Origin of the sequence: Actinokineospora auranticolor (genome assembly GCF_002934265.1) — a bacterium.
Lineage (GTDB): Bacteria > Actinomycetota > Actinomycetes > Mycobacteriales > Pseudonocardiaceae > Actinokineospora > Actinokineospora auranticolor.
This window is the reverse complement of sequence record NZ_PTIX01000001.1, coordinates 439043-461964: the sequence shown is the minus strand read 5'-3', so window position 1 is coordinate 461964 and position 22922 is coordinate 439043. Positions and strand designations below refer to the sequence as shown.

Annotated in this window: 21 protein-coding genes and 1 pseudogene; 15 read left to right on the top strand and 7 right to left on the bottom strand. The window is 71.2% G+C overall.

The features are described 5' to 3' along the window. Positions 1 to 125 precede the first annotated feature (125 nt). The 4 genes from CLV40_RS01955 (at position 126) to CLV40_RS40180 (ending at position 3482) form a co-directional block, all read left to right on the top strand. A complete protein-coding gene (locus tag CLV40_RS01955; protein WP_104476241.1) occupies positions 126 to 965 on the top strand; it encodes an SDR family oxidoreductase in 840 nt (279 codons plus the stop codon). A 3-nt stretch (positions 966 to 968) separates the two neighbouring features. Beyond that, a complete protein-coding gene (locus CLV40_RS01950; RefSeq protein ID WP_104476239.1) occupies positions 969 to 1976 on the top strand; it encodes an aldo/keto reductase in 1008 nt (335 codons plus the stop codon). 230 nt (positions 1977 to 2206) lie between these two features. Beyond that, on the top strand, positions 2207 to 3178 hold the full coding sequence (locus CLV40_RS40185; protein WP_104476237.1) for a LysR family transcriptional regulator: 972 nt from the start codon (positions 2207 to 2209) through the stop codon (positions 3176 to 3178). A gap of 172 nt (positions 3179 to 3350) precedes the next feature. Continuing rightward, entirely contained in the window at positions 3351 to 3482 is a 132-nt protein-coding gene (locus tag CLV40_RS40180) for a hypothetical protein (protein WP_281261633.1), read from the top strand. 9 nt (positions 3483 to 3491) lie between these two features. On the opposite strand, the gene CLV40_RS37005 is transcribed toward CLV40_RS40180, so the two are convergent. Next, complete coding sequence (locus CLV40_RS37005; RefSeq protein WP_146107893.1) at positions 3492 to 4067, bottom strand: hypothetical protein; 576 nt, start codon at positions 4065 to 4067, stop codon at positions 3492 to 3494. Positions 4068 to 4243: 176 nt separating this feature from the next. On the opposite strand from CLV40_RS37005, the gene CLV40_RS37000 reads away from it, so the two are divergent. Then, the gene (locus CLV40_RS37000; protein WP_146107892.1) at positions 4244 to 4957 is read left to right on the top strand and encodes a hypothetical protein; all 714 of its coding nucleotides are present in this window, start codon (positions 4244 to 4246) and stop codon (positions 4955 to 4957) included. Here the strand turns inward: CLV40_RS37000 and CLV40_RS36995 are convergent. Next, entirely contained in the window at positions 4948 to 5376 is a 429-nt protein-coding gene (locus CLV40_RS36995) for a TetR/AcrR family transcriptional regulator (RefSeq protein ID WP_219823878.1), read from the bottom strand. The genes CLV40_RS37000 and CLV40_RS36995 overlap by 10 nt on opposite strands. A gap of 231 nt (positions 5377 to 5607) precedes the next feature. On the opposite strand from CLV40_RS36995, the gene CLV40_RS01925 reads away from it, so the two are divergent. Then, complete coding sequence (locus CLV40_RS01925; RefSeq protein WP_104476231.1) at positions 5608 to 6480, top strand: toxin glutamine deamidase domain-containing protein; 873 nt, start codon at positions 5608 to 5610, stop codon at positions 6478 to 6480. A 13-nt stretch (positions 6481 to 6493) separates the two neighbouring features. Here CLV40_RS01925 and CLV40_RS01920 read toward each other — a convergent pair whose 3' ends face one another. Beyond that, the gene (locus CLV40_RS01920; RefSeq protein ID WP_104476230.1) at positions 6494 to 7705 is read right to left on the bottom strand and encodes a type III PLP-dependent enzyme domain-containing protein; all 1212 of its coding nucleotides are present in this window, start codon (positions 7703 to 7705) and stop codon (positions 6494 to 6496) included. A gap of 121 nt (positions 7706 to 7826) precedes the next feature. Between CLV40_RS01920 and CLV40_RS01915 the strand changes: the two genes are divergently transcribed. From CLV40_RS01915 to CLV40_RS01900, 4 genes are read left to right on the top strand one after another with little or no spacing between them, the layout of a single operon-like run. Then, positions 7827 to 8864, top strand: a complete 1038-nt coding sequence (locus CLV40_RS01915) for a radical SAM protein (RefSeq protein ID WP_104476229.1) — start codon at positions 7827 to 7829, stop codon at positions 8862 to 8864. Further along, positions 8851 to 9342 carry a methylaspartate mutase subunit S gene (gene glmS / locus CLV40_RS01910; protein WP_104476227.1) on the top strand — a complete coding sequence of 164 codons (492 nt, stop codon included), beginning with the start codon at positions 8851 to 8853 and terminating at the stop codon, positions 9340 to 9342. The genes CLV40_RS01915 and glmS overlap by 14 nt, the downstream gene beginning before the upstream one ends. Then, complete coding sequence (locus CLV40_RS01905; RefSeq protein WP_104476225.1) at positions 9326 to 10720, top strand: methylaspartate mutase; 1395 nt, start codon at positions 9326 to 9328, stop codon at positions 10718 to 10720. Before glmS ends, CLV40_RS01905 begins: the two co-directional genes overlap by 17 nt. After that, entirely contained in the window at positions 10717 to 11844 is a 1128-nt protein-coding gene (locus CLV40_RS01900; RefSeq protein WP_181043271.1) for a glutamate mutase L, read from the top strand. The genes CLV40_RS01905 and CLV40_RS01900 overlap by 4 nt, the downstream gene beginning before the upstream one ends. A gap of 495 nt (positions 11845 to 12339) precedes the next feature. Here CLV40_RS01900 and CLV40_RS01895 read toward each other — a convergent pair whose 3' ends face one another. Beyond that, a complete protein-coding gene (locus CLV40_RS01895; RefSeq protein ID WP_104476221.1) occupies positions 12340 to 13635 on the bottom strand; it encodes an ATP-grasp domain-containing protein in 1296 nt (431 codons plus the stop codon). 19 nt (positions 13636 to 13654) lie between these two features. Between CLV40_RS01895 and CLV40_RS01890 the strand changes: the two genes are divergently transcribed. The 3 genes and pseudogenes from CLV40_RS01890 to CLV40_RS01880 all read left to right on the top strand — a co-directional run. After that, entirely contained in the window at positions 13655 to 14827 is a 1173-nt protein-coding gene (locus CLV40_RS01890; RefSeq protein ID WP_219823877.1) for a GNAT family N-acetyltransferase, read from the top strand. Between the two features lie 49 nt (positions 14828 to 14876). Beyond that, positions 14877 to 16430 (top strand): AMP-binding protein, encoded by a 1554-nt coding sequence (locus CLV40_RS01885; protein ID WP_104476218.1) that lies wholly within the window; start codon positions 14877 to 14879, stop codon positions 16428 to 16430. 282 nt (positions 16431 to 16712) lie between these two features. Next, positions 16713 to 17314, top strand: a pseudogene (locus tag CLV40_RS01880) (IS110 family transposase); the annotation flags it as partial. 105 nt (positions 17315 to 17419) lie between these two features. Here CLV40_RS01880 and CLV40_RS01875 read toward each other — a convergent pair. Next, positions 17420 to 18427 carry a ThiF family adenylyltransferase gene (locus CLV40_RS01875; RefSeq protein WP_104476216.1) on the bottom strand — a complete coding sequence of 336 codons (1008 nt, stop codon included), beginning with the start codon at positions 18425 to 18427 and terminating at the stop codon, positions 17420 to 17422. Beyond that, positions 18424 to 19038, bottom strand: coding sequence for a hypothetical protein (locus CLV40_RS01870; protein ID WP_104476214.1), 615 nt, complete (start codon positions 19036 to 19038; stop codon positions 18424 to 18426). Before CLV40_RS01870 ends, CLV40_RS01875 begins: the two co-directional genes overlap by 4 nt. Before the next feature lie 200 nt (positions 19039 to 19238). Between CLV40_RS01870 and CLV40_RS39260 the strand changes: the two genes are divergently transcribed. Continuing rightward, entirely contained in the window at positions 19239 to 20603 is a 1365-nt protein-coding gene (locus tag CLV40_RS39260; protein ID WP_104476212.1) for an MFS transporter, read from the top strand. Further along, complete coding sequence (locus CLV40_RS01860; RefSeq protein ID WP_245931012.1) at positions 20488 to 21666, top strand: ATP-grasp domain-containing protein; 1179 nt, start codon at positions 20488 to 20490, stop codon at positions 21664 to 21666. Before CLV40_RS39260 ends, CLV40_RS01860 begins: the two co-directional genes overlap by 116 nt. 205 nt (positions 21667 to 21871) lie before the next feature. Here the strand turns inward: CLV40_RS01860 and CLV40_RS01855 are convergent, their stop codons facing one another. Next, positions 21872 to 22822 carry an LLM class oxidoreductase gene (locus CLV40_RS01855; protein ID WP_104476211.1) on the bottom strand — a complete coding sequence of 317 codons (951 nt, stop codon included), beginning with the start codon at positions 22820 to 22822 and terminating at the stop codon, positions 21872 to 21874. Positions 22823 to 22922 lie beyond the last annotated feature (100 nt).

Below are 22922 nucleotides of genomic sequence, written 5' to 3'. Positions count from 1 at the left end.
CTTTCCAGTGGCGAATTCCCGCGCCCTCCGACGACATCGGCGCAGGTGAATCGCCGTCGATTCGCGACGCACCGGTCCACGGACGCCAACCCAGGTACTTCGCAAGGCAGGCAAGGGGAGAACTCATGGAGCTGACCGGTCGCGTGGCCGTGCTCACCGGGGCGGGACACGGAATCGGGGCGGCGATGGCCAGACGGTTCGCCGCGGCGGGGGCGCGCGGCGTCGTGGTGTCCGACCTCGACGGCACCGCGGCCGCGGGGGTCGCCGAGGAGATCAACGCGGCGGGCGGGCGCGCGGTCTCGCGGCCCGCCGACGCCGCGGACAAGGCCGAGCTGCGCGGGCTGGCGGCGCTGGCGGTGTCGGAGTTCGGCGGCCTGGATGTGTTCTGCTCCAACGCGGGCATCGCGTTCGGCACCGGCGTGCACGCCGACGACGAGCACTGGCGCCGCTCCTTCGACCTCAACGTGCTCCAGCACGTCTACGCCGCGCAGGCGGCGCTGCCCGCGATGCTCAGCGCGCGCAGCGGGTACCTGGTGATCACCGCGTCCAGCGCGGGTCTGCTGAGCCTGCCGGGGGACGCGCCGTACTCGGTGACCAAGCACGCGGCCGTGGCACTGGCCGAGTGGCTCGCGGTGACCTACCGCAGCCGGGGGATCCGGGTCAGCGCGCTGTGCCCGCTCGGGGTCCGCACGCCGTTCCTGGTCGACGGTGTGCGCGCGAACCACCCGGCGGCCAACGCGGTGGTGTCCATGGGTCCGCTGCTGGAGCCCGAGGAGGTGGCCGAGTCGGTGCTCACCGCGATGGCCCACGAGAAGCTGCTGATCCTGCCGCACCCGAGCGCGGGCGTGGACTACGCGCACAAGGCCGCGTGCCCGGACGAGTGGCTGCGCGAGACGGTGGCCACGCTGCCGACAATGCAGGCGCCGCAACCGGTGCGCCTCGGGCAGCCGAACGGGCGGGGCTGAGCCGTGCGCTACCGCAACCTGGGCGCCAGCGGTCTCGTGGTGAGCGAGATCGGCTACGGCAACTGGCTGACGCACGACACCGAGCACGCCGCCGACTGCGTGCGCGCCGCGGTCGACGAGGGCGTGACGCTGTTCAACACCGCGGCGGCGTGGGACCGCGGCGCGGCGGAGGAATCGTTGGCGCGCGGGCTGAAGGGCGCCCACCGCGACTCGATCGTGCTGTCCACCGGCGTGTACTGGCCGGAGGACGACGGCACCACGCAGGGCGGGTTGAGCCGCAAGAGCGTCTTCGCCTCGCTGCACGGTTCCCTGCGCAGGCTGGGCACCGACCACATCGACCTCTACCACCTGCTGCGCTACGACTACCAGACCCCGTTGGAGGAGACCTTCGTCGCCCTGTCGGACCTGGTGCGGCAGGGGAAGGTGCACTACGTGGCCACCTCGGAGTGGACCGCGGAGCAGATCCAGCAGGCCGCGCCGCTGGCCGAGAAGCACCGCGTGCCGCTGGTCGGCAACCAGCCGCAGTACTCGATGCTGTGGCGGGTACCGGAATCCCAGGTGATCCCCGCGTGTGAACGGTTGGGAATCGGACAACTGGCCGCGGTCTCGCTCGCCCAGGGCGTGCTCGCGGGCCGCTACGCCGATGGGAATTTCCCAGCGGATTCCCGGGTCGCGGCGGGCGGCGACCTGGCGCGGGCGCTGATCTGGCCGCTGCTGCACGAGGAGCTGCTCACCCGCGTCGAGCCGCTGCGCGGGGTGGCGCGGCACTGCGGGCTGACCATGGCGCAACTGGCCCTGGCCTGGGTGTTGCAGAACCCGTTGGTGGGCACGGTGGTCGTCGGGGCGACCCGGCCGGAGCAGGTGCGGGAGAACGCGGGGGCGTCCGGGGTGACGCTGGACTTGGACACCCTGGGACAGATCGACCAGCTTTTGGGAACATTCGTGCAAACTGACCCAAGACTGACATTCACACCACCGCAATACCGGGACATAGATCCGGCGGCGCTATAGCCGTCCGCTATGCAATGGTGGGATAGACCGGTTACCGCCAACCGGCCCTATAATGGGCTGGCGGTCTCCACGACCGCATTTCTCCTGTGCGCGGCGAATCCGCACCACCCGCCCACCCGGCCCGCGCCGGGTGGGAGTCCCCGGGGCGGGCGCCGTGGACCCCACGGGTGCGTCGTGGCCGACCGGCACCGGATGCGAGGCGCCCCCCACCCTGCGGACGGAGTCACCACATGGAGGTCGAGATCCGCCACCTGCGCGTGATCGTGGCCATCGCCGAGTCCGGCAGCCTCAACCGCGCGTCCAAGGTGCTCGGGCTGTCCCAGCCCGGGCTCACCGGCCAGCTCCAGCGCATCGAGAACACCCTGGGCGGCCAGCTGTTCTTCCGGGCCGAGCGGGGTTCCTGCCCCACTCCGTTCGGCCACAACGTCCTGGCCGAGGCCCGCGCCGTCCTGCGCGGGCTGCAGGGCATCCGCAGGCGAGCCGAGTCCCAGGCCCGCCTGGCCGGTACACCCCCGGTCCGCCTGGGCGGCTGCGGCGGCTACCTGCACCTGGACCTGAGCCGCTGGTTGTCCGGCTTGGAGTGGGTGCCGGGGGTGCGCCTCACCGAGGAGGCGGACCCGCAAGCAACCGTCGACCAAGTCGCGAACGGGGCCCTGGACCTGGCCACGGTGTACGAGTGGCCGGGCTTCACCCCGCGCCTGCCGGACGGGGTGCAGAGCGAGGTCCTGGTACCCGACGAGCCGGTGCTGGTCATGGTCGCCCCGGACCACCCGCTGGCGCACGAGCACGCGGTCAAGTTGGAGGCGCTGGCGGAGTTCCCGTGGGTGGACGAGCCACCGGGGATGAGCCAGTGGCCGGTGTACCTGAGGCAGGTGTGCCACCGCCACGGGGTGACGATGGACCAGCAGCACGAGGTCCTGTACACACCCACGGCGCACGAGCTGGTGGCCACCCGGGCCGCTATAGCCCCCGCCCTGATCACCGGCCAGGACATCCCGGGCCGCATCCGACTGCGGGGCCTGGTGGGCAGCCCCCTGCGCCAATGCCTGCGGGTGGTGTACCGCCCGGAGACCAGGGTCGCCGAACACATCGGCGAGATCTGCGCGGAGCTGATAGCCCTCTACCAACGCACCGGCTCCCGAAACGAGTACTTCCGCCGCTGGTGGGCCAACGAGGGCAGACACAGCACACCCACGTTCTGATAGTCCACAGTAGACGCCCCACGCCACCCCAGGCGCGGGGCGTCTGTGGTACGGTCACCCTCGGCGGGCGCGGTCCGCCAGCCTGAGTGGCCACCCTCCCGGCTTGGGTGAACACCACTCCCAAGCGCTCGGGCGCCCCGCGCGAAGAAGTCGACCAGTCTTACGTAGTGCCATGCGCTCCATCCTCGTCAGCCGTGCCGGGCGGCGGAACGGGATTGACGTGCGCAAGGACTACCTCACCACCCATCTGCTCGACCTCCGCCACGCCCGCACGGGCGAATCCGTCCGCGGTCTACCCAAATGAGCCACGACACTACGTCGGGACCTCTCCCCCGCCGACCGCGAGATCTTGGTACACGCCTTCCGTGGCGACGACGTCACCGTGCCGCACGACCTGCGGCAACGCATCCTCCCGAGCGCGGCGGGACAGCGTCAGCAGGAACTGGAAGCGGTACTGCTCAACGCCCTGCTCCGCGGGTTCGACCACCTGGTCTTCAACCCCCGCATCTGGAGTTGGCGACTCGACAAGGTCATCGAGGAGGTGCGGCCGGAGCCCGACGTGCTCCGCGTCCGCTTGGCGCCCCAGTTGCTCGGCCCACTCCTGATGGAACTGCTGACCGGCGCGGTGCCGGTCCACGCACGACACCGAGCACAGCAGGTCGAGTTCTCCCCGGTCGACGACCCCACGGGCGCGCGAGTGATAGCCACCGGCGTGTCCGAACAGACCTGGCTCGCAGCGCACAGGTACGTGGCGGCCACGAATGCCGAAGCACCCCCTGACCAGGACCGCTACCCACGCCTGTACACGCCCGCTCACTTGGCGAGCGACCTGCTCCGCAGAATCCGACTCTTCCGCCAGGTGTGGTCGTTGAAGGTCGACGGCGGTCACATGGACGACCTACTGGTCGAGTGGCGAGGTGCCCCCGACGACTCCGATGTCTCAGCTTCCCTCCAACACCCGGCTGCCCCCATCGGTGTTGAGGGCCTGCGCTTGCGCCAGCTGAGCAAGAGCGACACGCCTCGCCCCAACAACCGCTCCAGGTCGATGCGCGCCGCATGGGAGACATGGGAGCGGGGAACGCCCACTCACACATCCAGCTCGACGACCTCGTCGCCATGCGCTACCGCTTCACCGCCGAGTCCAAGCACACAGCCACGAACTGCCTGCGGAACCTCGCCAAGTCCCCGAACCCCGCTGCCCTGCGCGCCGGACTGATCCCCGAAGCGCACTCACCCCACCAGCGGGTCCTGGAGACATCCCTGCTGTTGACCATGCGCTACTGCGACGCGGACCGCGTCTACCGCGCGGTCAGTCCGCGCACAGCGGGATTGGTGGTCGATCTGGAGAACGAGGTCGTTGACGACTTCTTCCGCTCCCTCCTCACATGGACGCGTTCGGATGGCGATCATCCCGGTGTCCCGGGTCTGCGCGTGGTCCCACGGGTCAACACGATCCAGTTGCGGCTGCTGGACGAGGACAGCCACCTCACAGACGCCCGGGTCGAGGTCAACGGCATCCCCGGGAGTGCGTGGGAGGCGATCTGGCGGAGCACCCGCGAGCCCGGCAAGGTCGACCCGCTCCTGGCGAACTCGCCTGTGCTCAGCCCAGGCGAACGGAAGCCACCACCTTCTGCTCCACCATCTTCCTCACCTGCGCCGCCCTCCTCCTCGGCACCGCGGGCACCGCCGTTACCACGATCGCCTCTCTGGCCGCAATCCTCACCGCCAAACGGCGGCTGCGACAACTGTGAACGTTTCGGGCTTCCCCTTCACCGGTGACCGGATTCCCGAAGCCCGTCCCCGATCACCGCCAGCGCCCCGGCAACCTCGCACGACCCGGAATACGCGGCCAAGAGCACCCCTCGAACCAGCGTCATCAGCACCCCGATCGACACGTCCCCCCGAACCTCCCCCACCTCCTGCCCCCGCACCAACAAGACGCCGAGCGCGGTCCGCAACTCCAGGTTCGCCGACGTCAACCCAGGTGTCACAGCCGTCCTGGTCAACGCGTCTACCAGGTCCCGGTCGCCCATCCCCTTCGACACCACCGCGGTCAGCGCCGAGAAGAACGCCTCCCCCGGCTCCGACGCGGCCACCGACCGCATCCGGTCCACGAGGGCGGACATCCGGTCCAGGACCACTGCCTCGAAGAGCAGTTCCTTCGTCGGGAAGTGCCGGTACACCGTGCCCGCGCCCACCCCCGCGAGCCGGCGATCTCGTCCAGCGGCGCCTGCAGTCCCTGTGCGGCGAACGCCTGCCGCGCGGCCGTGAGCACCCGGGTCCGGTTGCGCCGGGCGTCCGCCCGCGTCGGCTCCATCCGGGGCACCCTACTCGGCACCCGGGGCACCTTCCCTGCCCCCGACAAGGCACTCGTCGGCCTCGCCTGAGCCACCGGGCCGGGAGACGCTCGACGGCGAGGAGGTGGACGCATGCACCGGCACCGGCCCGGCGAACCCGAGAAGGACCAGCCCACCACCGCGCGGCCCAAGGAGCGCGTCCACCCCGTGCACGCCCTCCAGCAGAAGGTGGGCAACAGCGGCGTCAACCGGCTCATGGTGCAGCGCACCCGCGACATGGACACCACGCTCAACGACCTCGACAACATCCGCCAGTTCGGCCAGCCCGGCGGGCTCGACCCGGCCTCCACCGCCGCCGAGCAGCGGCTCGCCAACAGCTTCCCCCAGGAGAACGGGCAACCGCAGCAGTTCCCCGACCCGTCGGCGCACCTGCCGGGGGCCGGTCTGGCGCACTGGCTCAACGCCAAGTCCCCCAAGGGGCCCGCGGCCAACACCTACGGCACGGCCGACTGGGTGGCCAACATCAACAGCCAGCGCGACGAGCCGGGTACCGCGTTCCTGCGCAACTGCATCGACGCCGCCCGCGCCTTCCTCAAGTCCTGGTACGGCAGGCCGACCGCCGCGGCCGGGGTGCACGACCCGGCGCCCGGGTTGGAGAGCGACGGCGGCGGCAAGACCAAGCAGTGGCTGGAAACCGAGTGGCGCACCTCGGAGAACGGCCGCGGCCCCACCTGGTCGGACATCGAGGCCCGGTTGAAGTCGGCGGGCCACGGCGCGGTCGCCATCGTGATCTTCGACCGGGGCACCATCCACGCGGTGAACGGCGTCAACCACAACGGCAACGTCTACTGGGTCGACCCGCAGATGGGGCACATCAGCAAGAAGCCCCTCTACGAGATGCAGGGCCCCGCCGAGTCCATCACCCTCAACGCCCAGTTCCAGCCCGTCGACGAGCCCCCGCCGCTGACCACCTCCATCGAGGCGGCCCTCGCCGCCCTCGGCTGATCCGGTCACCCGGTCACCCGGTGACCGGCACCGCCCGCGCGTCGATCCGCCACGCGCCGACTTCCTCGTCCCCGTCCACGACCAACTCCAGCGGACCGGGTCGACTCAGGAACGCCGTCAGGCTCGCCGTTGCCCCATAGGCACCGACGTTGTGCACCCGGAGCACGTCCCCCGGGGCGGGCTTCCGGGCCGGGGTTCTGGCGGCCACCCGGTCCAGTGGCGTGCACAGCGGACCGACGACGTCCACGGCGACCTCGGGGCGGTCGTCCGCGGCACTCAGGTTGTCCACAGTGGTGTTCAGCCGCAACACGCGCCCCAGGCCCGCCATCCCGCCGAGCACGTTGATGCCCGCGTCGACCACCACGACGACACCGGATTCGCGCTCCTTCACGTCGATGACGGTCGTCAGCAGCGTCCCCGCCGCCGCCGTCGGCCGCCGCCCGGTCTCGAACCAGACACGCGGCGCGGACTCCGCCCAGTCCGACAGCAGGTCCGTCAGCCCTTCGCGCAACCCGATCAGGTCACAACCCACACCCTCCGCGGCATAGGGCCACGGGAAACCCCCGCCCAGGTCGACGATCCGGGGCGGGACACCCGTGCCCGCGACGACCTCGTCCACCACGGCCTTGGCGCACGTGAACCCCGTCAACAGGTGCTCGACCGTTCCCAGTTGGGACCCCAGGTAGACGTGGAACCCGAGTAGTTCCACCGACTCCGCCGCCGCGGGCCAGGCGCGGACCGCCTCGGTCGCCGTGAGACCGAACTGCCTGCCGTCGGCCATGGACAGCCCGGACGCGGGCCGGTCGCCCGGCTGCAACCGCAGCAGCACGCGCACCCGGCGCCCCGCGTCGGCCGCGGCCGCGCCGAGCCGGTCCAGTTCGGTCTCCGACTCACAGGAAAACAGCTCCGCGCCGCGCGCGATCGCCGCATCGATCTCACCGCGTGACTTCCCCGGTCCGGTGTAGAGCACGTCCGCGGCCCGGAACCCCGCCGCCACCGCGACATCCAGTTCGCCCAGCGACGAAACCTCGGCGCCGCAACCGACCCCGCGCAACTCCGCCACGACGGGGAGCAGCGGGTTGGCCTTCAGGGAGTAGAGCAGCGACGTTCCCCCCGGGAGCGCGGCCAACAACTCGTTCGCGCGATCCCGAACCTCCGCGAGGTCGTAGAGGTAAAGCGGGGTTCCGTACCGTTCACTCGTTTGGAGCAGTTCCGCGCGGTTCACCTGATTGCCCGATTCCTTCCACTATCACGCCGAGTAAGGGGACCCTGAATGCCTTGCGTCCGAAATCACCTGAGTGTAGCCTGCGAGATCAGTCACTTGTCACGAGTTGCAGGGGGCACCGTTGACGTTCAAATCGCTGGAGATGCGCAAACTGGGTCCAGGCAACCTGCGGGCCATCGAAATCGGGGTGACGTCCCGGTGTAACTTCCGGTGCAGCTATTGCGGTGCGTATGACCTGCTGGAACGCAAGATCCTCTCGGTCGAGGACGTGGCTCGGGTGATTGACAGCCTGCCCGACCTGGAACGCGTGAAACTGTCCGGCGGCGAGGTGCTCCTGGAATTCGACATCTGCGTCGGAATCATCGAGTACTGCACCGCGCACGGCATCTCGACGCAGATCAATTCTAACGGCACGCTGCTCAACGACGAGAAATTCAACCGCCTCGAAGCGGCCGGTCTCGACGTGCTGCACTTCTCGCTGAACCACACCGACGCGGCCCGACACGCCGAGTTCTACAAGGTCACCGAGAAGATGTTCCCGAAGATCGTGTACGCCGTCGAGCGGGCTGTCGCGTCGCCAACAATCGACGCAGTGGTGGAGACGATCCTCTTCAACGAAACCGAGAAGACGATGGCGGACGTGCACCGCTTCGCCGCCGACCTCGGGGTCGCCAAGCACGAGATCCAGATGGAGATCCCGAGCCTGCACCAGGGCTACGAGAACACCCTGGACCACGACCGGATCTGCGACTCCATCGTGGAGCTCGTCCAGGCCCGCCGCCCCGAGACCACGATGTTCTTCAGCTGCCTGTCGGCCTACTTCCGGCCCGGCAGCGCGCACTGGGCGCGCCTGCAGCCGCTGTTCCAGGACCCGGGCGTCATCTACGCCAGCTGCATCGAGGGCAAGGCGCAGCTGCACCTGCACTCCAACGGCGACGTGATGATCTGCGAGCTGGGCAACCCGGACGTCATCGGCAACGTGTTCGACACGGACATGCTCGCCATCTACGAGAACAGCCCGCGGTTGCAGGCTTTCGTGCGGAGCAAGCACGAGGACCAGACGTTCTCCTGCTTCCGCCACTTCGACTTCCCGGGGCAGACGGAGGCGCAGAAGAAGACGGGCCTCACCGCGCTGCCCATGCCGAGTGTCCGGAAATAGCCCGGGCGCGCCGGGTACCGGCGTGGTGCTGGGCCTGGTGGGCAACGACATCCACGTCGTGGCCAACCGGGTGCTGGAGATCGGTATGGCCGAGCACGGTTTCCGGCCGTACAACCTGGGCACGAACAACACCGTCGACGATTTCGCCGACGCGGTGCTGGAGACCGGGGCGCGAGCGGTGCTCGTCGCCTCGGTCAACGGCGAGGGCCAGAAGTCCTGCGCGGGTTTCGGCGCGCGCTTCGCCGCGGCGGGCCTCGCGGACGTGCTCCGGTACGTCGGCGGGAACCTGGCGCTGGGCGACCGGCCCGCGGCGGAGGTGACGCGGCTCTACACCGGTTTCGGCTTCCACCGCGTCTTCCACCGGCCCGCGAGCCTGCACCCGGTGTTCGAGGCGCTGCGCGCCGACCTCGCTCGCTCTGCCCTGGAAGGGATCGGGCCCGCGCTCGTCGGAAGGGGCGGCGGTGGCGGCGCCCGGTGACCACGCCCGCGTCGGCGACCTCGCCGCGGACCGGCACCGGCTCATCGAGCGGTACGGCGCGCCGGACCTGACCCCGTCGACGGCCGCCGACCACCTGGCCGCCCTGCCGCGCGCCCGGTTCGCGTCCGTGGCCTACCGGCGCCCGGGTCCGCTCGTCCAACCACGCGGCGGTTTCCCGTCCGCGGCGAAGCAACGCGCCCTCACCCTGGCCTTCGACGCGGCGGGCGCGGACTTCATCCCGTTGACCGTGGACAGCCACACCCGCCACAACGACCACGACACAGCGGCCCGCCTCCTCGCCGCGAGCCTGGCCGAGGGCCGCGACCTGCTCAACGGCTACCCCTTGGTGGCTCATGGCGTCACGACGACCCGAGGGCTGTTCGAGGGGATCGAACGCCCGGTCAGCCTGCGACACGGCACACCGGACGCACGGCTCCTGGCCGAACTCGCCTTGGCCTCGGGCATCACCGAGATCGAGGGCGGCGGGTTGAGCTATTCGCTGCCCTATTCGCGCGCCTTCCCGGTCGAGCGGGCGCTGGTGCACTGGCAGTACGTGGATCGGCTGTGTGCCGAGGTCGGCCCGGCGGACGCGCCCGTCCAGCGGGAGTCGTTCGGTCCGTTGACGGCGACCCTGGTGCCGCCGGTCATCACCGTTGTGGTGCAGCTGTGCGAATTGCTGTTGGCGGCCGAGCAGGGGGTCACGGCTTTCACCGTCAGCTACGGGCAAACGGGCAGCTTCGAACAGGACTTGGCCATCGCCACCGTGCTGCGCGCCCACGCCGCCGACCTGCTGGCGCGGTTCGGGTTCGCCGTGGACGTCCGGTTGGCGTACCACCAGTGGATGGGCGCGTTTCCGGCGGAGCCTTCGCTGGCGTGGCAACTGATCGCGGTGTCGGCGGCGATCAGCGGGTTGGTGGGCGCGGACAAGGTGGTGGTCAAGACCCCGGACGAGGCGGTCGGGATCCCCTCGATCGAGAACAACGCCGCGTCCGTGCGCGCGGTCCGCTACGTGCTCGACATGTTCCCCGCCTGTCGGCCGTTGAGCAACGAGGTCGTGGAGTGCGAACGGGACCTCCTCGACCGCGAGGTCACCGAGGTGCTGACCCGGATACTGGACCACCCGGCGCCGTCGTTCCTGTCCGCCGTCCACCACGCCGTCCTCGACGGGGTGATCGACGTGCCGTTCGCCCCGCACGAGCAGAACGCCGCCGCGCTCATCGCCGTACGCGGCACGGGTCGGCGGATCCGCGTCCTGGAGCCGGGTTCCGTGCCGCTGTCGACGGAAAGCATGCGCCGGGAACGCGAACTGCGCGGCCCCAAGTCCGAGGACGGTCCCCTGTGGGAGGGCCTGCTCCGCGACATCCGGGTGCTGACGTGACCACGCTCCTCGTCGACATCGGCAGCACGACGATCAAGCTGTGCGAGGCGGGCACGCGCGCCGTTCGCGTAGTGCCGCGGGCCCCGGGAATCTCGCCGGGCGAACAAGTGCTGTCACTGACCAACGGCGCGGACCGCCTGCGCGTGTGCAGCTCGGCCAACGCGGCCCCTCGCGTCGGCGTCCTGGGCCTTACCCGCGGCCACAGCGCCCCGGCCGCGGCGGCTGGAAACGTCGCCTACACCCACTTGCTCGGCGAGCGGCCCGCGTCGCCGCTCCCCCACGTCGACATCCTCGTCATGGCGGGTGGGGTGGACGGCGCCGACCACACCCACCTGCGGACGTGCCTGTCCCGCACCAGGCTCGCCGACCACCCCCACGACGTCCTCGTCTGGGCTGGTGCCGACGATCCGGACCTGGTCGCGCACCTGCCCGTCGACCACCGCGCCCCCAACGTCCTGGACCACCGCCTGCGCCCGTCGCCCGGCGGCCTGTCCGACCTGATCCACAACCTCCACCTCGGCGATCTCGTAGACCACAAAGGACTCCGCCCCCTGGCGGGCGCCACCGAGACCCCCATCCTGCCTACCCCCACCATCCTCACCGTCGCCGCCGAACGCCTGACCCGCGACAACTTCCTCCCCGACGTCACCCACCCCTTCCTCCTGGTGGACATCGGCGGCACCACCACCACCATCCACCACAACACCCACCACGTCTTCACGGATCTGGGTGTCGCGAACCCACACCGCGCACTGGCCACCCACACGGGCCTGATGGACCTGGCAACCGCCATCGACCCACCCCAAGCCCGATCCCTCTACCACTCCCTCAGCGAAGGCAAGATCCCTACACCCCAGACCGCCTTCCTAACCTGCCTCTACCTCTCCCTCTGGCGCCTCACCCACCAGGGCACCCTCACCCCCCAGAACTTCACCTCCCTACTGGTCACCGGCGGCGCCTGGCAAGGAACCCCCACCCCAGACATCCTCCGCGTAGCCACCACCGCCTGCGGCCTACCGCACGCCCACTGGAACCTGTGCCTGGACCACCACTACGAATTCTGGACCCACGGCCTGACAGCCCCCGCAATGGATCACCAGCGCGATCGGATGCCGTCCCCATAGTCCGGAGTTGTCCACAGCCAAGCCTCACGGGCTCCCGCCCGCTGGCCATCCGGCGATAGGATCGAAAATAGGGGTTCCCCCTACTGCGGGGCCCCTCGCGGGCGCTGGGAACGGAAGCGCTGGCGGCGACTGCGGGGAGAAGTCGCCGCCAGAGTCGTGGCACGAGCGGGGCTGGCCGCAGCGGTGCCCGGCACTGCATTGGCATTCGGCGCGGGAGGCGCGACGGCAGTTGTCGGCGGCTGAGGACAGCCCCAGCGACGATGGCGGCGAGAACGGGCCACCAGGTTCGGCAGGTTCCGCGGCGCCGACCAGGCCGTGGATGTCAGGGGCGGAGCGGGAGTAGATGGTGAAGCCGGGCCCCGGTGCCGGCTGGGCGGCAGAGCGGGAGCGGCTAGCGCCATGGCGGCGGTCGTGCGGGCGATAGAGCCTTCGGCGCCAGCGGACTTCAGGGTGCGGGTGCCCGAGCCTTGCGGTTCCTGGAGTGCCTACCTCGGGTCAGGGCGCGGCGGGCAGGTCCGCATCGTCGACCTCGAAGAGCTGGGCCGACAGGTCGCGGGCGATGACGGTCTGCGTGTCCAGCGGAACGTCCTCCGGCACCGCCCCCGGCCACACGAACTCCACGTACCCCTCACGATCCAGGTAGTTGGCCTGGGTCGCGCCCGATCGGGTCCCCGCGACAGCCGACACCTCGTACCCCCGCACCGCCGGGTCCACAGAGGACGGTTTCCGCACCGCCGACACACGACCCGGGGCCGCCTTCAGCACCGAAATCCCCGCCAACCCGCTCGGCGCGGGCAACTCCGGCATCCGGTCCAACCGGTCGAGGTACGACAGCACGTGCAGCTCGTACGGCGACACCCCGCAGACCCGCTCCACCTGGTCCAGGATCCCGTCGCCCGCCGTCCGCGCGCCGACCTCCATGACGACCGGGGCCGCCCCCGGTTCCAGCCGCAGCTCCACGTGCGCGATACCCCGGTCGAGGCCGATCGCCGCACAGGCTCGCTTGGTGACGTCATCGACGTCCGAACGGCTCGAATACCGGCTCGGGACCCGATGCCCGATCTCCGCGAAGTACGGGCGCGGTCCGAGGATCTTGTCCGTCACCGCCAGCACCACCTGCTCGGTGCCGTGGTTGAGCACCTCCACCGACACCTCGTCGACCAGCGGGCAGAACTCCTCGACCTGGATCTCGCGGTTCTTCACCGTGAACACTGCGGCGTTCTCGTCGATGATCCGACGGGCGTACGAATACGCCCGCTCGACCTCCGCCGCGTCCGACACCAGCCGCACACCGAGGCTGCCGCCGAAGGCCGAGGGCTTGATCACGCACGGGAACCCGTATCCCCCGGCTGCCGCCAGGGCCGCCTCGACGCTGTCCACCTGCGTGTAGCGCGGGGTCGCGACACCGGCCGCGAGCAGCTTGTCCTTCATCCGGTTCTTGTTGATCGACGAGTCGTCGACCGCCGCCCGGCTCAGGAACGGCAGGCCGTAGTGGTCGGCGATGGCCCAGCCGGGCACCAGCCCCGGGTCGAAGAACGGCACGACCCCGGCGGGCACGCGCCCGGTTTCCTTCTCGTGCTCCACGACGGCGCGCAGCGAGTCGTCGGGGTCGCTGAAGTCGCCGACCAGCACGTGGTCGAAGAACTTGGCGGCGCGGCTGTCGCGGCCGCGGGCGATCGTCACCAGCGGGCCGTCGAAGACCCGCAGCGCGGCGACGATCGCGCGCTCCCGCAGGGACATCGCGGCGCCGAGCACGAGCAGGTACTTCTCATCTCCGGAAACCGGCCCCATGACCGGCTATGTTAGCGCAGTGCCCGCCTCACACAGCCAGATCCGCCACCCGAACGGTCACGTCTTCACCGACCCGCTCGGCGGCGTCCCCGACGACGTCTGGGACCGCGCCGCGGGCGACCGGTTCTACTCGTCGGCGTTCTGGCTGCGCCTGGTCGCGTTGGAACCGGGCGCGGTGTCCGGCGGTGTGCACGTCGACCTGCCCGGCGGCGGCAGCGCGGCCGTCCCGGTCGCCGACGTCGAGGACGCGTCCGAGCTGGCGAACCCGCACCTGCGCTGGACGGAACTGCTCACCGAGCGCGGTCTCCCCACGCCCCCGGCCCGGGGCCTGCTCGTCGGCCAACGCCGCGGCTACCTCGCGCACCTGCTGGCCACCCCCGACGCCGACCGCGCGGAGGCGACCTCGACCTTGCTGGAGGCCGTGCGCGCCGTCGGTCCGAGTGGGCACGATGTCGCCCGAGTGGCCCTGTACCTGACCACACCGGACGTGCTCGCCCTGCGCGCCGCCGGGGTCGAGGCGCCGCCGGTCGCGCTGGCCGCCGACGCGTGGATCGACATCCCGGACGGCGGTTTCGACGCGTGGCTGGCCGCGGGGTCCAAGCACCAGCGCAGCCGGGTCCGCAGCGAGGTCCGCAAGTTCGAGGCGGCGGGCTACCGCGTGGAACACCGGACGCTGCCCGACGCCTACGCCGAGGTGGGCAGGCTCAGCGCGCAGACCGAACGGCGGTACGGCATCGAGGCCGACCCCGCCGCGTACGTCGAGGCGTTCCGCAAGCACGCCGAGCTGGCGGGCGACCGCGCGCACGTCCTGCTGTGCTCGGTCGGTGACGAGGAGCCCGTGGGCAGCTGCCTCTACATGCACGAGGGCGACACCGTCTACATCCGCGCGGTGGGTTTCGATTACGACGAACTGCGCGACGCGGCCGAGTACTTCAACCTGCACTGCTACGTCCCGGCCCGGCTCCCCGGCGTGCGCCGCATCCACTGCGGCATCGGCACGGCCGACGGCAAGGCGTTCCGCGGCGCCGAGCTGAGTCCACTGTGGCTGCTCGACCTGACCGAGGGCAGCCCGCTGATCGGCCGCGACGACGACGTCCTGGCGCACAACCGGGCCATGCGCGCGGCGCTGGCCGCGAAGTCCCCGGTGGTCGAGCGCGCGATGCCCGCCGCCGAGTGGGACCTGTTCTGCTGACCCTTGTCGCCCATACCGCGGCGCCGCGTTCGCGGTTAGGCTGCGGCGGGTGACCTCGCCTCAACTGTTCACGGTGCACGCCCTCGTCCACGAGGCCGCCGCGCGGTTCGGTCCGGACATCGCGATCACGGACGAGACCACGGAGCTGAGCTTCGCCGACCTGCGCTCCGCCGCCATGGCCGCCGCCGGGGCGCTGCGCGAGCGCGGGGTGGGGCGCGGCGACCGGGTCGGCGTCTGCATGGCCAAGTCGACCGAGCAGGCGGTCGCGATCCTGGGCGTGCTGCTGGCGGACGCGGTGATCGTGCCGATCCTGCCGGGCCTCAAGCACGACAACATCGCCCACATCACCACCGACTCCGGCGCCCGCCTGGTGATCACCGACGAGGCGCGCGCGGACGAGGTGCGCGGCGCGGCGCCTGCCGTGCCGCTGCTCTACGGCACGGCCCCGGCCACCGGTTCGGTCGACGTGCTGCCCATGTCGGGTCGAACCGGGGATGCGGTGCCGCAGCGGGCGATCAGCGAGGACCTGGCGGCGATCATCTACTCGTCGGGGTCGACCGGGCGGCCCAAGGGGATCATGGTCACGCACCGGAACCTGTGGCACGGCGCGCACATCACCACGCGGTACCTGGGGGTGGGGCGGGACGACCGGATCGGTTCGGTGCTGTCGCTGAACTTCGACTACGGGCTCAACCAGCTGTGGCAGTCGCTGCTGACCGGCGCGCGGCTGTGCCTGCACGAACTGGTGTTCCCGATGAGCTTCTTCCAGTTCGCGGCCCGGCAGCGGATCACGGTGCTGCCGGTCATGCCGGTCATCATCACCCGGATGTTCGACCCGAGGCTGCTGCGGTCCCAACCGGAGGAGGACCTCTCGTCCGTCCGCACCGTCTGCACCTCGGGCGGCCCCGTGTCGGACCGGATGCTCAAGCTGGTCGGCGCCACGTTCCCCCACGCGCGGACCTTCCTCATGTACGGCCTGACCGAGGCCTTCCGCTCGACCTTCCTGGAACCGGAGCAGCTGGCGCTGCGCCCCGGCTCCATCGGCCGCGCCATCCCGGACGTGGAACTCCTGGTCCTGGACGACGACCTGCGCGAAGTCGCCCCCGGCGAACGCGGCGAACTCGTCCACCGCGGCGGCTGCGTCGCCAAGGGCTACTGGAACGCCCCCGCCGAGACCGCCAAGCGCTTCCGCGAACTCCCCACCCACCCCGGCGAAACCGCCGTCTTCAGCGGCGACATCGTCACCCGGGACGCCGACGGCTACCTGTACTTCGTCGGCCGCCGCGACGCCATGATCAAGACCTCCGGCTTCCGGGTCAGCCCGACGGAGGTGGAGGAGGTCGCGTGCCGGTTCCCGGGGGTGGACGCGTGCGTGGCGGTCGGGGTGCCGAACGTGGAGATCGGCGCGGACATCGCCCTGGCCTACGGCAGCGCGGCGGGGGTGGACGAGGTGGAGCTGCGGGCCTTCCTGCGGAAGGAGCTGCCGAGCCACATGGTCCCCCGGCACCTGCTGGGGCGGGCAGGGCTGCCGTCGACGGGGAACCAGGGCAAGATCGACCGTCCGTCGGTGGCGGAGATGGTCCGAGACCACCTGTCCGGGTGACGGGAGACCGTTCGACAACGCCGCGGTTGCCGTCCTCCTTGCGCTCCGGAGACCAGGAAGACCCGCGACCACGAGCCCGCGGGCGATCATGGTCACCGGCCGGGTCAGGCACTGGCGCGCGATCCGCCGAGTCGACGGCTCGGCCGCCAGGCAGAACGGGACGACCCGGCGCTGATGAGGAACAGCCCGGCACGGAAGAAGCCCCCGTTACCTTTTCGTGGCTCCCGACCAGGGAGTTGTGGTCACCAGGCCCGGCGTGACCAACGCCCCCAGTCGAACCCATTCGGCAAGCTCGCCGAGCACGGACCGCTGCTGGTCGTCGTCGATCAGCCCGCCACGATCGGGGTGCTGCCGGTCGCGGTCACCCGCGCGGCCGGGCATCAGGTCGCCTGTCTGCCCGGACTGGCGATGCGTCGCATCGCCGACCTCCACCCCGGCCGCGCCAAGACCGACGCCCGGGACGCGTTCGTCACCGCCGACGCCGCCCGCTCCCTGCCCCACCCCCTGCGCCCGGTCGATGTCGGCGACGAAACCCTGGCCGAACTGGAGGTGCTGGTCGGGTTCGGCGACGACCTGGCAGGCGAAGCCACCCGCATCACCAACCGGATCCGGGGTCTGCTCACCGGCATCCACCCCACCCTCGAACACGCCATCGGCCCGCGGATCAGCCGGCCGTCCTGGAGATCCTCTCGCGTTGCGGCGGTCCGGCCGGGATCGCCACCAAGCACGCGCCCCGCATGGGCGAGCGGCTGGTGGAGACGATCCTGACCGCGCTGGGCAAGCAGACCGTCACCGTCCCGGGCACCGCCGCTGCGGACACCGTCCTGCCGCGGCTCGCGGACAGCCCGAAAATCGTTCTCCAGCAACGCAAGCAGGTTGCCGAGCAGAACGCCGCACTGATCTGCCTGGCCCGCCGACGCTGCGACGTCCTCTACGCCAGGCTCCCCAACGACACGCCTCCTTCTCGCCCTTCGACCCCTTGGCGCAACTCACCCCTGCAGGTGACGGGCGTGCAGTGCTCGGGCTCGGTTGACGCCGCCGGAGCCGTGGATGAGGGTGCGGCCGCTGGCGAAGACCAGGATCCGGCAGCCGTCGAGGGTGAGGCGGATCGACTCCGGGCCTGCCTGGAGCGTGGCGTTGTCGCGATGGCGCTCCTGGATCCTGTTCAGGTCGGCCGGTTGCGGTGTCACCAGCAGTACCGTGTCGTCGCCGCACAGGGCTCGGGCCGTCGTGGCGGTTTCGCCGCGTAGGTAGACAAAGTCGCGAGCCCCACAAGCGGGACACTCGTCCGGGCGGTAGGCAGGCAGGGGAACACGTCGGGTCACGGCCTGCCAGATGTCCAGGCGCACCAAGCCGCAGAGGGCGTCCAGGTCCAGAAGAACCTTCAGGGACTCGGTGGCCTGCAACGCCGCGATGGCCGCGACCGTCCCCGGCAGCACACCCCGGGTCTGGCAGGTGCGGCGGTCGGCCGACGCGGGCGGATCCGGCCACACGCACCGCAGGCAGTGGGTCCGGCCCGGTACGACCGCCATCACCGACCCCTCGGTCCCCGCGCACCCCGCGTACAGCAGCGGCGTCCCCGTGGCCACCGCCACGTCGTTGAGCAGGAGCTTGGTCTCCATGTTGTCGACGCCGTCGACGATCAGGTCGCAGTCGGCCACCAACCGCCGGGCGTTGCCGGAGGCGCAGTCGGCGACCACCGCCTCCACCGAGCACCCGGGGTTCACCGCGCGGAGGTGTTCCGCCGCGGCTTCCGCCTTCAGCCGGGCCTCATCGGCGTCCCGCTGCGTGTACAGCACCTGGTGCGCCAGGTTGCGCACCTCGACCACATCCCGGTCGACCACCCGCACCGCGCCCACGCCGACGCGGACCAGGTGTGCGGCCACCGCCGATCCCAAGGCGCCGCAGCCGATCACGGCCACCCGCCGGTCGGCCAGGCCGGAGACGTCGTCGAGCACGTCAACGCGCTCGACGACGTCGTAGCGGTCCGAGGTCACGCGCCCGCGAACAACGCGCCGTCGACCTCGCGGAGTTCACCGAACACCGCGGCGGTGCCCGCGCCGAGCAGTTCGCTCACCCGGTCGAGGCTCTCCAGGCTCTCCAGGCGGACCCAGCGCTGCTCCGCGCCCGCCCCGCCGAGGACCGGCCGCAGCCCCTGCGTCGACACCACGCCCGAGACCGACTCCAGCGACGCCGTGTCGAGCGCCTTCCCGCTGTCCGCGGCCTGGAAGGCGATGTGGATGGCGCCCGCGCGCCCCTCACCCGCCTGGCTGTAGCCCCGGTCCCCGTCCACGTACTGGCTCACGTGCGCGCGGGCCGCCGTGCGGTGCCGGAACCACGACGCGCTCGCCTTGCGCCACCCGTTCGCGCCGGACTTGATCGCCTCGTCGACGCGGGCCAGGGTCGCCAGCGACTCGAGGCCGACCCGCAGCTGGTAGTCGAACTCACCGCCGAGCGCCAGCGCGCTCGACAACAGCACCGTGCTCGTCACACCGGGGATCTCGCCCCAGACCTTCGGCCACGTGCGGGCCGCGTCCGCCAGGATCTCCTCGGCGGCGTCGCCCCGCGCTCCCAGGTTGAACTCGATCGCGTAGATGTAGTCACTCATGCTCGTCGCACTCCCGGGCTTGTCCGTGAAATAGTGACCCCGACCACACACACCGTGAGCAGGCTCGTGCTCGGTGACGTCGCACGTCAACCCCTGTGTCCAGGAAGTGCCCATTGGTGCACACAGCCGGGTTGACCAGGGGGCGAACGCTCAGCAACGCGCAGCGGTATGTTCGGCCGGACACGGGGAGGATCAGCCGCATGGCACGGAGCGGGGGGCGCTTGGCGCGCGCGGCGACGTCGTGGCTGCCGCCGGGGCGCCCGATGCGGATGCTGCTCGGCGTCTCGTTCGTCGACTCGCTGGGCACCGGCCTGTTCCTCACCGGGTCCGCGCTGTTCTTCACCCGCTCGCTCGGGCTCACCGCCGACCAGGTCGGCCTCGGCCTGTCCCTGGCCGGGATCGCCGGGTTCGCCTGCTCGGTGCTGGTCGGGCGGCTCGCCGACCGGATCGGCGCGCACCGCGCGCTGGTGGGGTTGCAGTGGTGGCGCGGCGCGTGCTTCGCGGCGTACCCGTTCGCGGACAACCTCACCCTGTTCCTGATCGTCGCGATCCTCGGCGGCACGGGCGAGTGGGCGGCGCCGCCGGTGGTGCAGTCGTTCGTGGGGTCGTTGGTGGAGGCCGAGTCGCGGGTGCGGTCGATGTCGGCGCTGATGCTGGTGCGCAACGTCGGGTTCACCGCGGGCGCCGCCGCGGCGGCGTGGGCCATCGCGGCGGGCGGCGCGGGTGTGTACACAACGCTCGTGTTCCTCGACGCCGCGTCGTTCCTCGTCTCCGGTGTCCTGCTGCTGCGCGTGCGCACGCACGTGCCGGTCCCGACCAGGACCGAGTCGGCCCTCGAGGTCAAGGTGCGGCCGAACGCCCGGTACCTGTTCTTGGCCTGCCTCAACGGTTTGCTTTACCTGCACGCGGTTCTCCTGACTGTCGCGTTGCCCCTTTGGGTGGCGGACTACACGAAGGCCCCGGGGGCGCTCATCGGCGCTATCGTGGTGCTGAACACGGTTTTGGCCGTGGGCCTGCAGATGCGGTTCAGCCGGGGTGTCGACGGCGCGCGTCCGGCGGCGGTGCGGCAGGCGCGCGCGGGAGCCGCGTTGGCCGCGTGCTGCCTCCTGGTCGCCGCCACGGGTTCCACGTCCGCCTGGGTGACCGCCGGACTGGTGCTCGCCGCGACGGCGGCCCTCACGGTCGGCGAGGTCTACCAGGCCGTCGGGGCGTGGGGGCTGTCCTACGCGCTGTCCCCGGAGGACCGTCGCGGCTACTTCCTGTCGATCTACAACCTGGGCCAGACCGGCGCGATGATCGCCGGTCCGTGGGTGATCACCACGGCCGTGCTGCCCGCGGGCGCCGCGGGCTGGGGCGCGCTGGCCGCCGTGCTGGCGGGCGCGGGCGCGCTCGTGGTGGTGCTGGAGCGCGCCCGTCCCAAGGACCTCGGAGGAGAACCCGGTGCCGGAACTGCTGCTGGTGGGCGTGGGCGTGATGGGGAGGCCGTACCTGGCGGCCGCGCGGCGGCTGGGCGTGGCGGTGCACGCGATCGAGACGGCGGACCGGGCGGCGGCGCTGACGGGTGAGGTCGAGCACCTGACGATCGCCGCGGGCGACACGGACGAGGCCTGGGCCGCGGCGGCCTTCGACGCCGCGGCCCGCAGGCGGCCCGACGGGGTGCTGGCGTTCGCCGAGCAGCACGTGCTGGCCGCCGCCTTGGTGGCGGACGAACTGGGCCTGCCCGGGCCGTCCCTGCGCGCGTCGGCGATCTCCCGCGACAAGGCGTTGCAGCGCGGCCGGTTCGCCGTCGCCGGGGTGCGGCAACCCGAGCACCTGATCACCGGCCGGTTGGCGGACGCGGCCGACTGGGCGGCGTCCCGGTACCCGGTCGTGGTCAAGGCGGTCTCCCGAACCGGCAGCGACGGCGTGGAGTCGGTGGCCGACGCGGACGCGTTCGCCGACGCCGCGGCCCGGCGGGCGGGCGAGTCGCCGCTGCTGGTCGAGTCGATGGTCGAGGGACCGGAGTACAGCTGGGAAGCGCTGGTGCGCGACGGGGAAGTGCTGTGCGCCAACGTGACCGCCAAGGAGACCACGGGCCCGCCGCGGTTCATCGAGACGGGCCACCGCACGGGCGTGCTGCTCGACCCCGCCGAATCGGCGGCCGTCGAGGACTTGGCCGCGCGGGTGCTCACGGGTCTGGGGATGCGGACGGGGATAGTCCACCTGGAATACCGAGTCGCGGCGGACGGCCCAACCCTGATGGAGGTCGCCGTGCGCACGCCGGGCGACTTCCTGATGGACCTGATCTGCCTGAGCCACGACCGCGACTGGTTCGAGCTGGTCGTCCGCCTTTCCCTGGGCATGCCGGTACTCGAGGCCCAGCCCCGCACCCCGACCCCGGCGGCGGGCTACTTCCCCTTGACCGACCCCGGGGTTGTCACCGCCATCGAGGGTTTGGACGAGGTCCGCGCACACCCGACCGTCGACCGCGCGGGCGTCCTGGTCGACATCGGCGACACAGTCCCCCCAGCCGTCTCCTCCATGCAGCGCCGGATCTTCGTCCTCTTCACCGGCCCGGACCTTCCCACCCTCGACAAGGCCCTCGACTTCACGCGCCACACCCTGGCCGTCCGCACCCGCCCGCTTTAAGCGAGCCGCCAGCCGCTTCCCCGTCGTCGCTCCCCCGCCGCAACGCCAGCGAGGGGTCCCCCGCCATAGGGGAACCCCTATTTCCGATTCTATTCGGCGCAGCGGGCGGCTGGAAGCGGTCGAGCCGTGCCTGTGGACAAGTCCCGCACCTGGGGGAAAACCCCGCGAGCGCACCACGTTCAAGATCGGCTTCGGTGCGGGCCGGTCACAGCACGTCGCCGAAGTGGGCGTACTCGGCGGGGTCCGGGGCCAGGTCGACGATCACGTCCGTGACCCCCAGGTCCGCGCACGACCGCAGCCACCGGCGCACCGGTTCGGGTGCGCCGACCAGCTTCGGCGCGTCGATCCCGCGCGCGGGCGCGCCGTACCACAGCCGTTCGTCGTGGACCTCGCCCCGCTCCACCAGCGCGTAGCTGGCGGTGTGTTCGCTCGAGACGACCTGGGACACGAACAGCTGCCCCGCCACCACCTGCCGCCGGTCCGGCCGGTACGACTCGGCCGCCACCGTCCACGCCGCCTCGTCCGTGGGCCGTACGACCAGGCCGACCAACAGGAAGACCCGCTCGACCCCCTGCTCCGACCGCACCCGCGCGATGTCCGCCGCCAGCGTCTCGCGCGGACGCGCCATCATCAGCACGGCGTCCGCCGGGACGACGCCCGGTGTCGACGACGACGGCGTCACCACCAGCGCCCGCGAATCCCCTTCACGTCGGTCGAGGTCCGCCCGCAGCAGACCCGCGAACTCCGCCAGCCGCGCGCGGGCCGCCACTTTGGCCGCCTTCTCGTCCCCTTGGTCCCCCGACGCCCGGGACGACCGGGTCGCCCCCGCGACCACGTTCACGTGCGTCGGCCGACCGAACCGGTACGCCAGGTCCGCCACCCGCCGCGCCACCGACTCCGGCGCCTCCTGGTGCGGTCGCACCGCGACGATCGGTTCCAGCGCGGTCGAACAGGCCAGGACGTCGACTGTGGCCAGCCACGGGTCCATGGCGACCGGGAAGTCGTAGACGAACGCGCCGGTCACACCGATGTCCTCGGCCGCGCGCGCGTAGTCCACCAGTCTGTCCAGATAGGACTTGACCGGCAGCGGGCCACCGACGCCGAAACCCCGGGTGTGCGGCGGGACGATGAAGCTCAGCGAATCCCAGTCGGTCACGGCAGGACGCTCCTCATCAAGCGGACAACGAGAACCTTGCCTCAAGGGCCGACGGTCGGGCAAGGTGGTCAGAAGCATTCTCGGGGGTGGACGAACGCGC

Coding starts and splice junctions, on each gene's coding strand:
- CLV40_RS01955 (WP_104476241.1), top strand. CDS start 126: ATGGAGCTGACCGGTCGCGTGGCCGTGCTCACCGGGGCGGGACACGGA.
- CLV40_RS40185 (WP_104476237.1), top strand. CDS start 2,207: ATGGAGGTCGAGATCCGCCACCTGCGCGTGATCGTGGCCATCGCCGAG.
- CLV40_RS40180 (WP_281261633.1), top strand. CDS start 3,351: ATGCGCTCCATCCTCGTCAGCCGTGCCGGGCGGCGGAACGGGATTGAC.
- CLV40_RS37000 (WP_146107892.1), top strand. CDS start 4,244: ATGGGAGCGGGGAACGCCCACTCACACATCCAGCTCGACGACCTCGTC.
- CLV40_RS01925 (WP_104476231.1), top strand. CDS start 5,608: ATGCACCGGCACCGGCCCGGCGAACCCGAGAAGGACCAGCCCACCACC.
- CLV40_RS01895 (WP_104476221.1), bottom strand. CDS start 13,635: ATGGGGCCGGTTTCCGGAGATGAGAAGTACCTGCTCGTGCTCGGCGCC.
- CLV40_RS01870 (WP_104476214.1), bottom strand. CDS start 19,038: ATGAGTGACTACATCTACGCGATCGAGTTCAACCTGGGAGCGCGGGGC.
- CLV40_RS39260 (WP_104476212.1), top strand. CDS start 19,239: ATGGCACGGAGCGGGGGGCGCTTGGCGCGCGCGGCGACGTCGTGGCTG.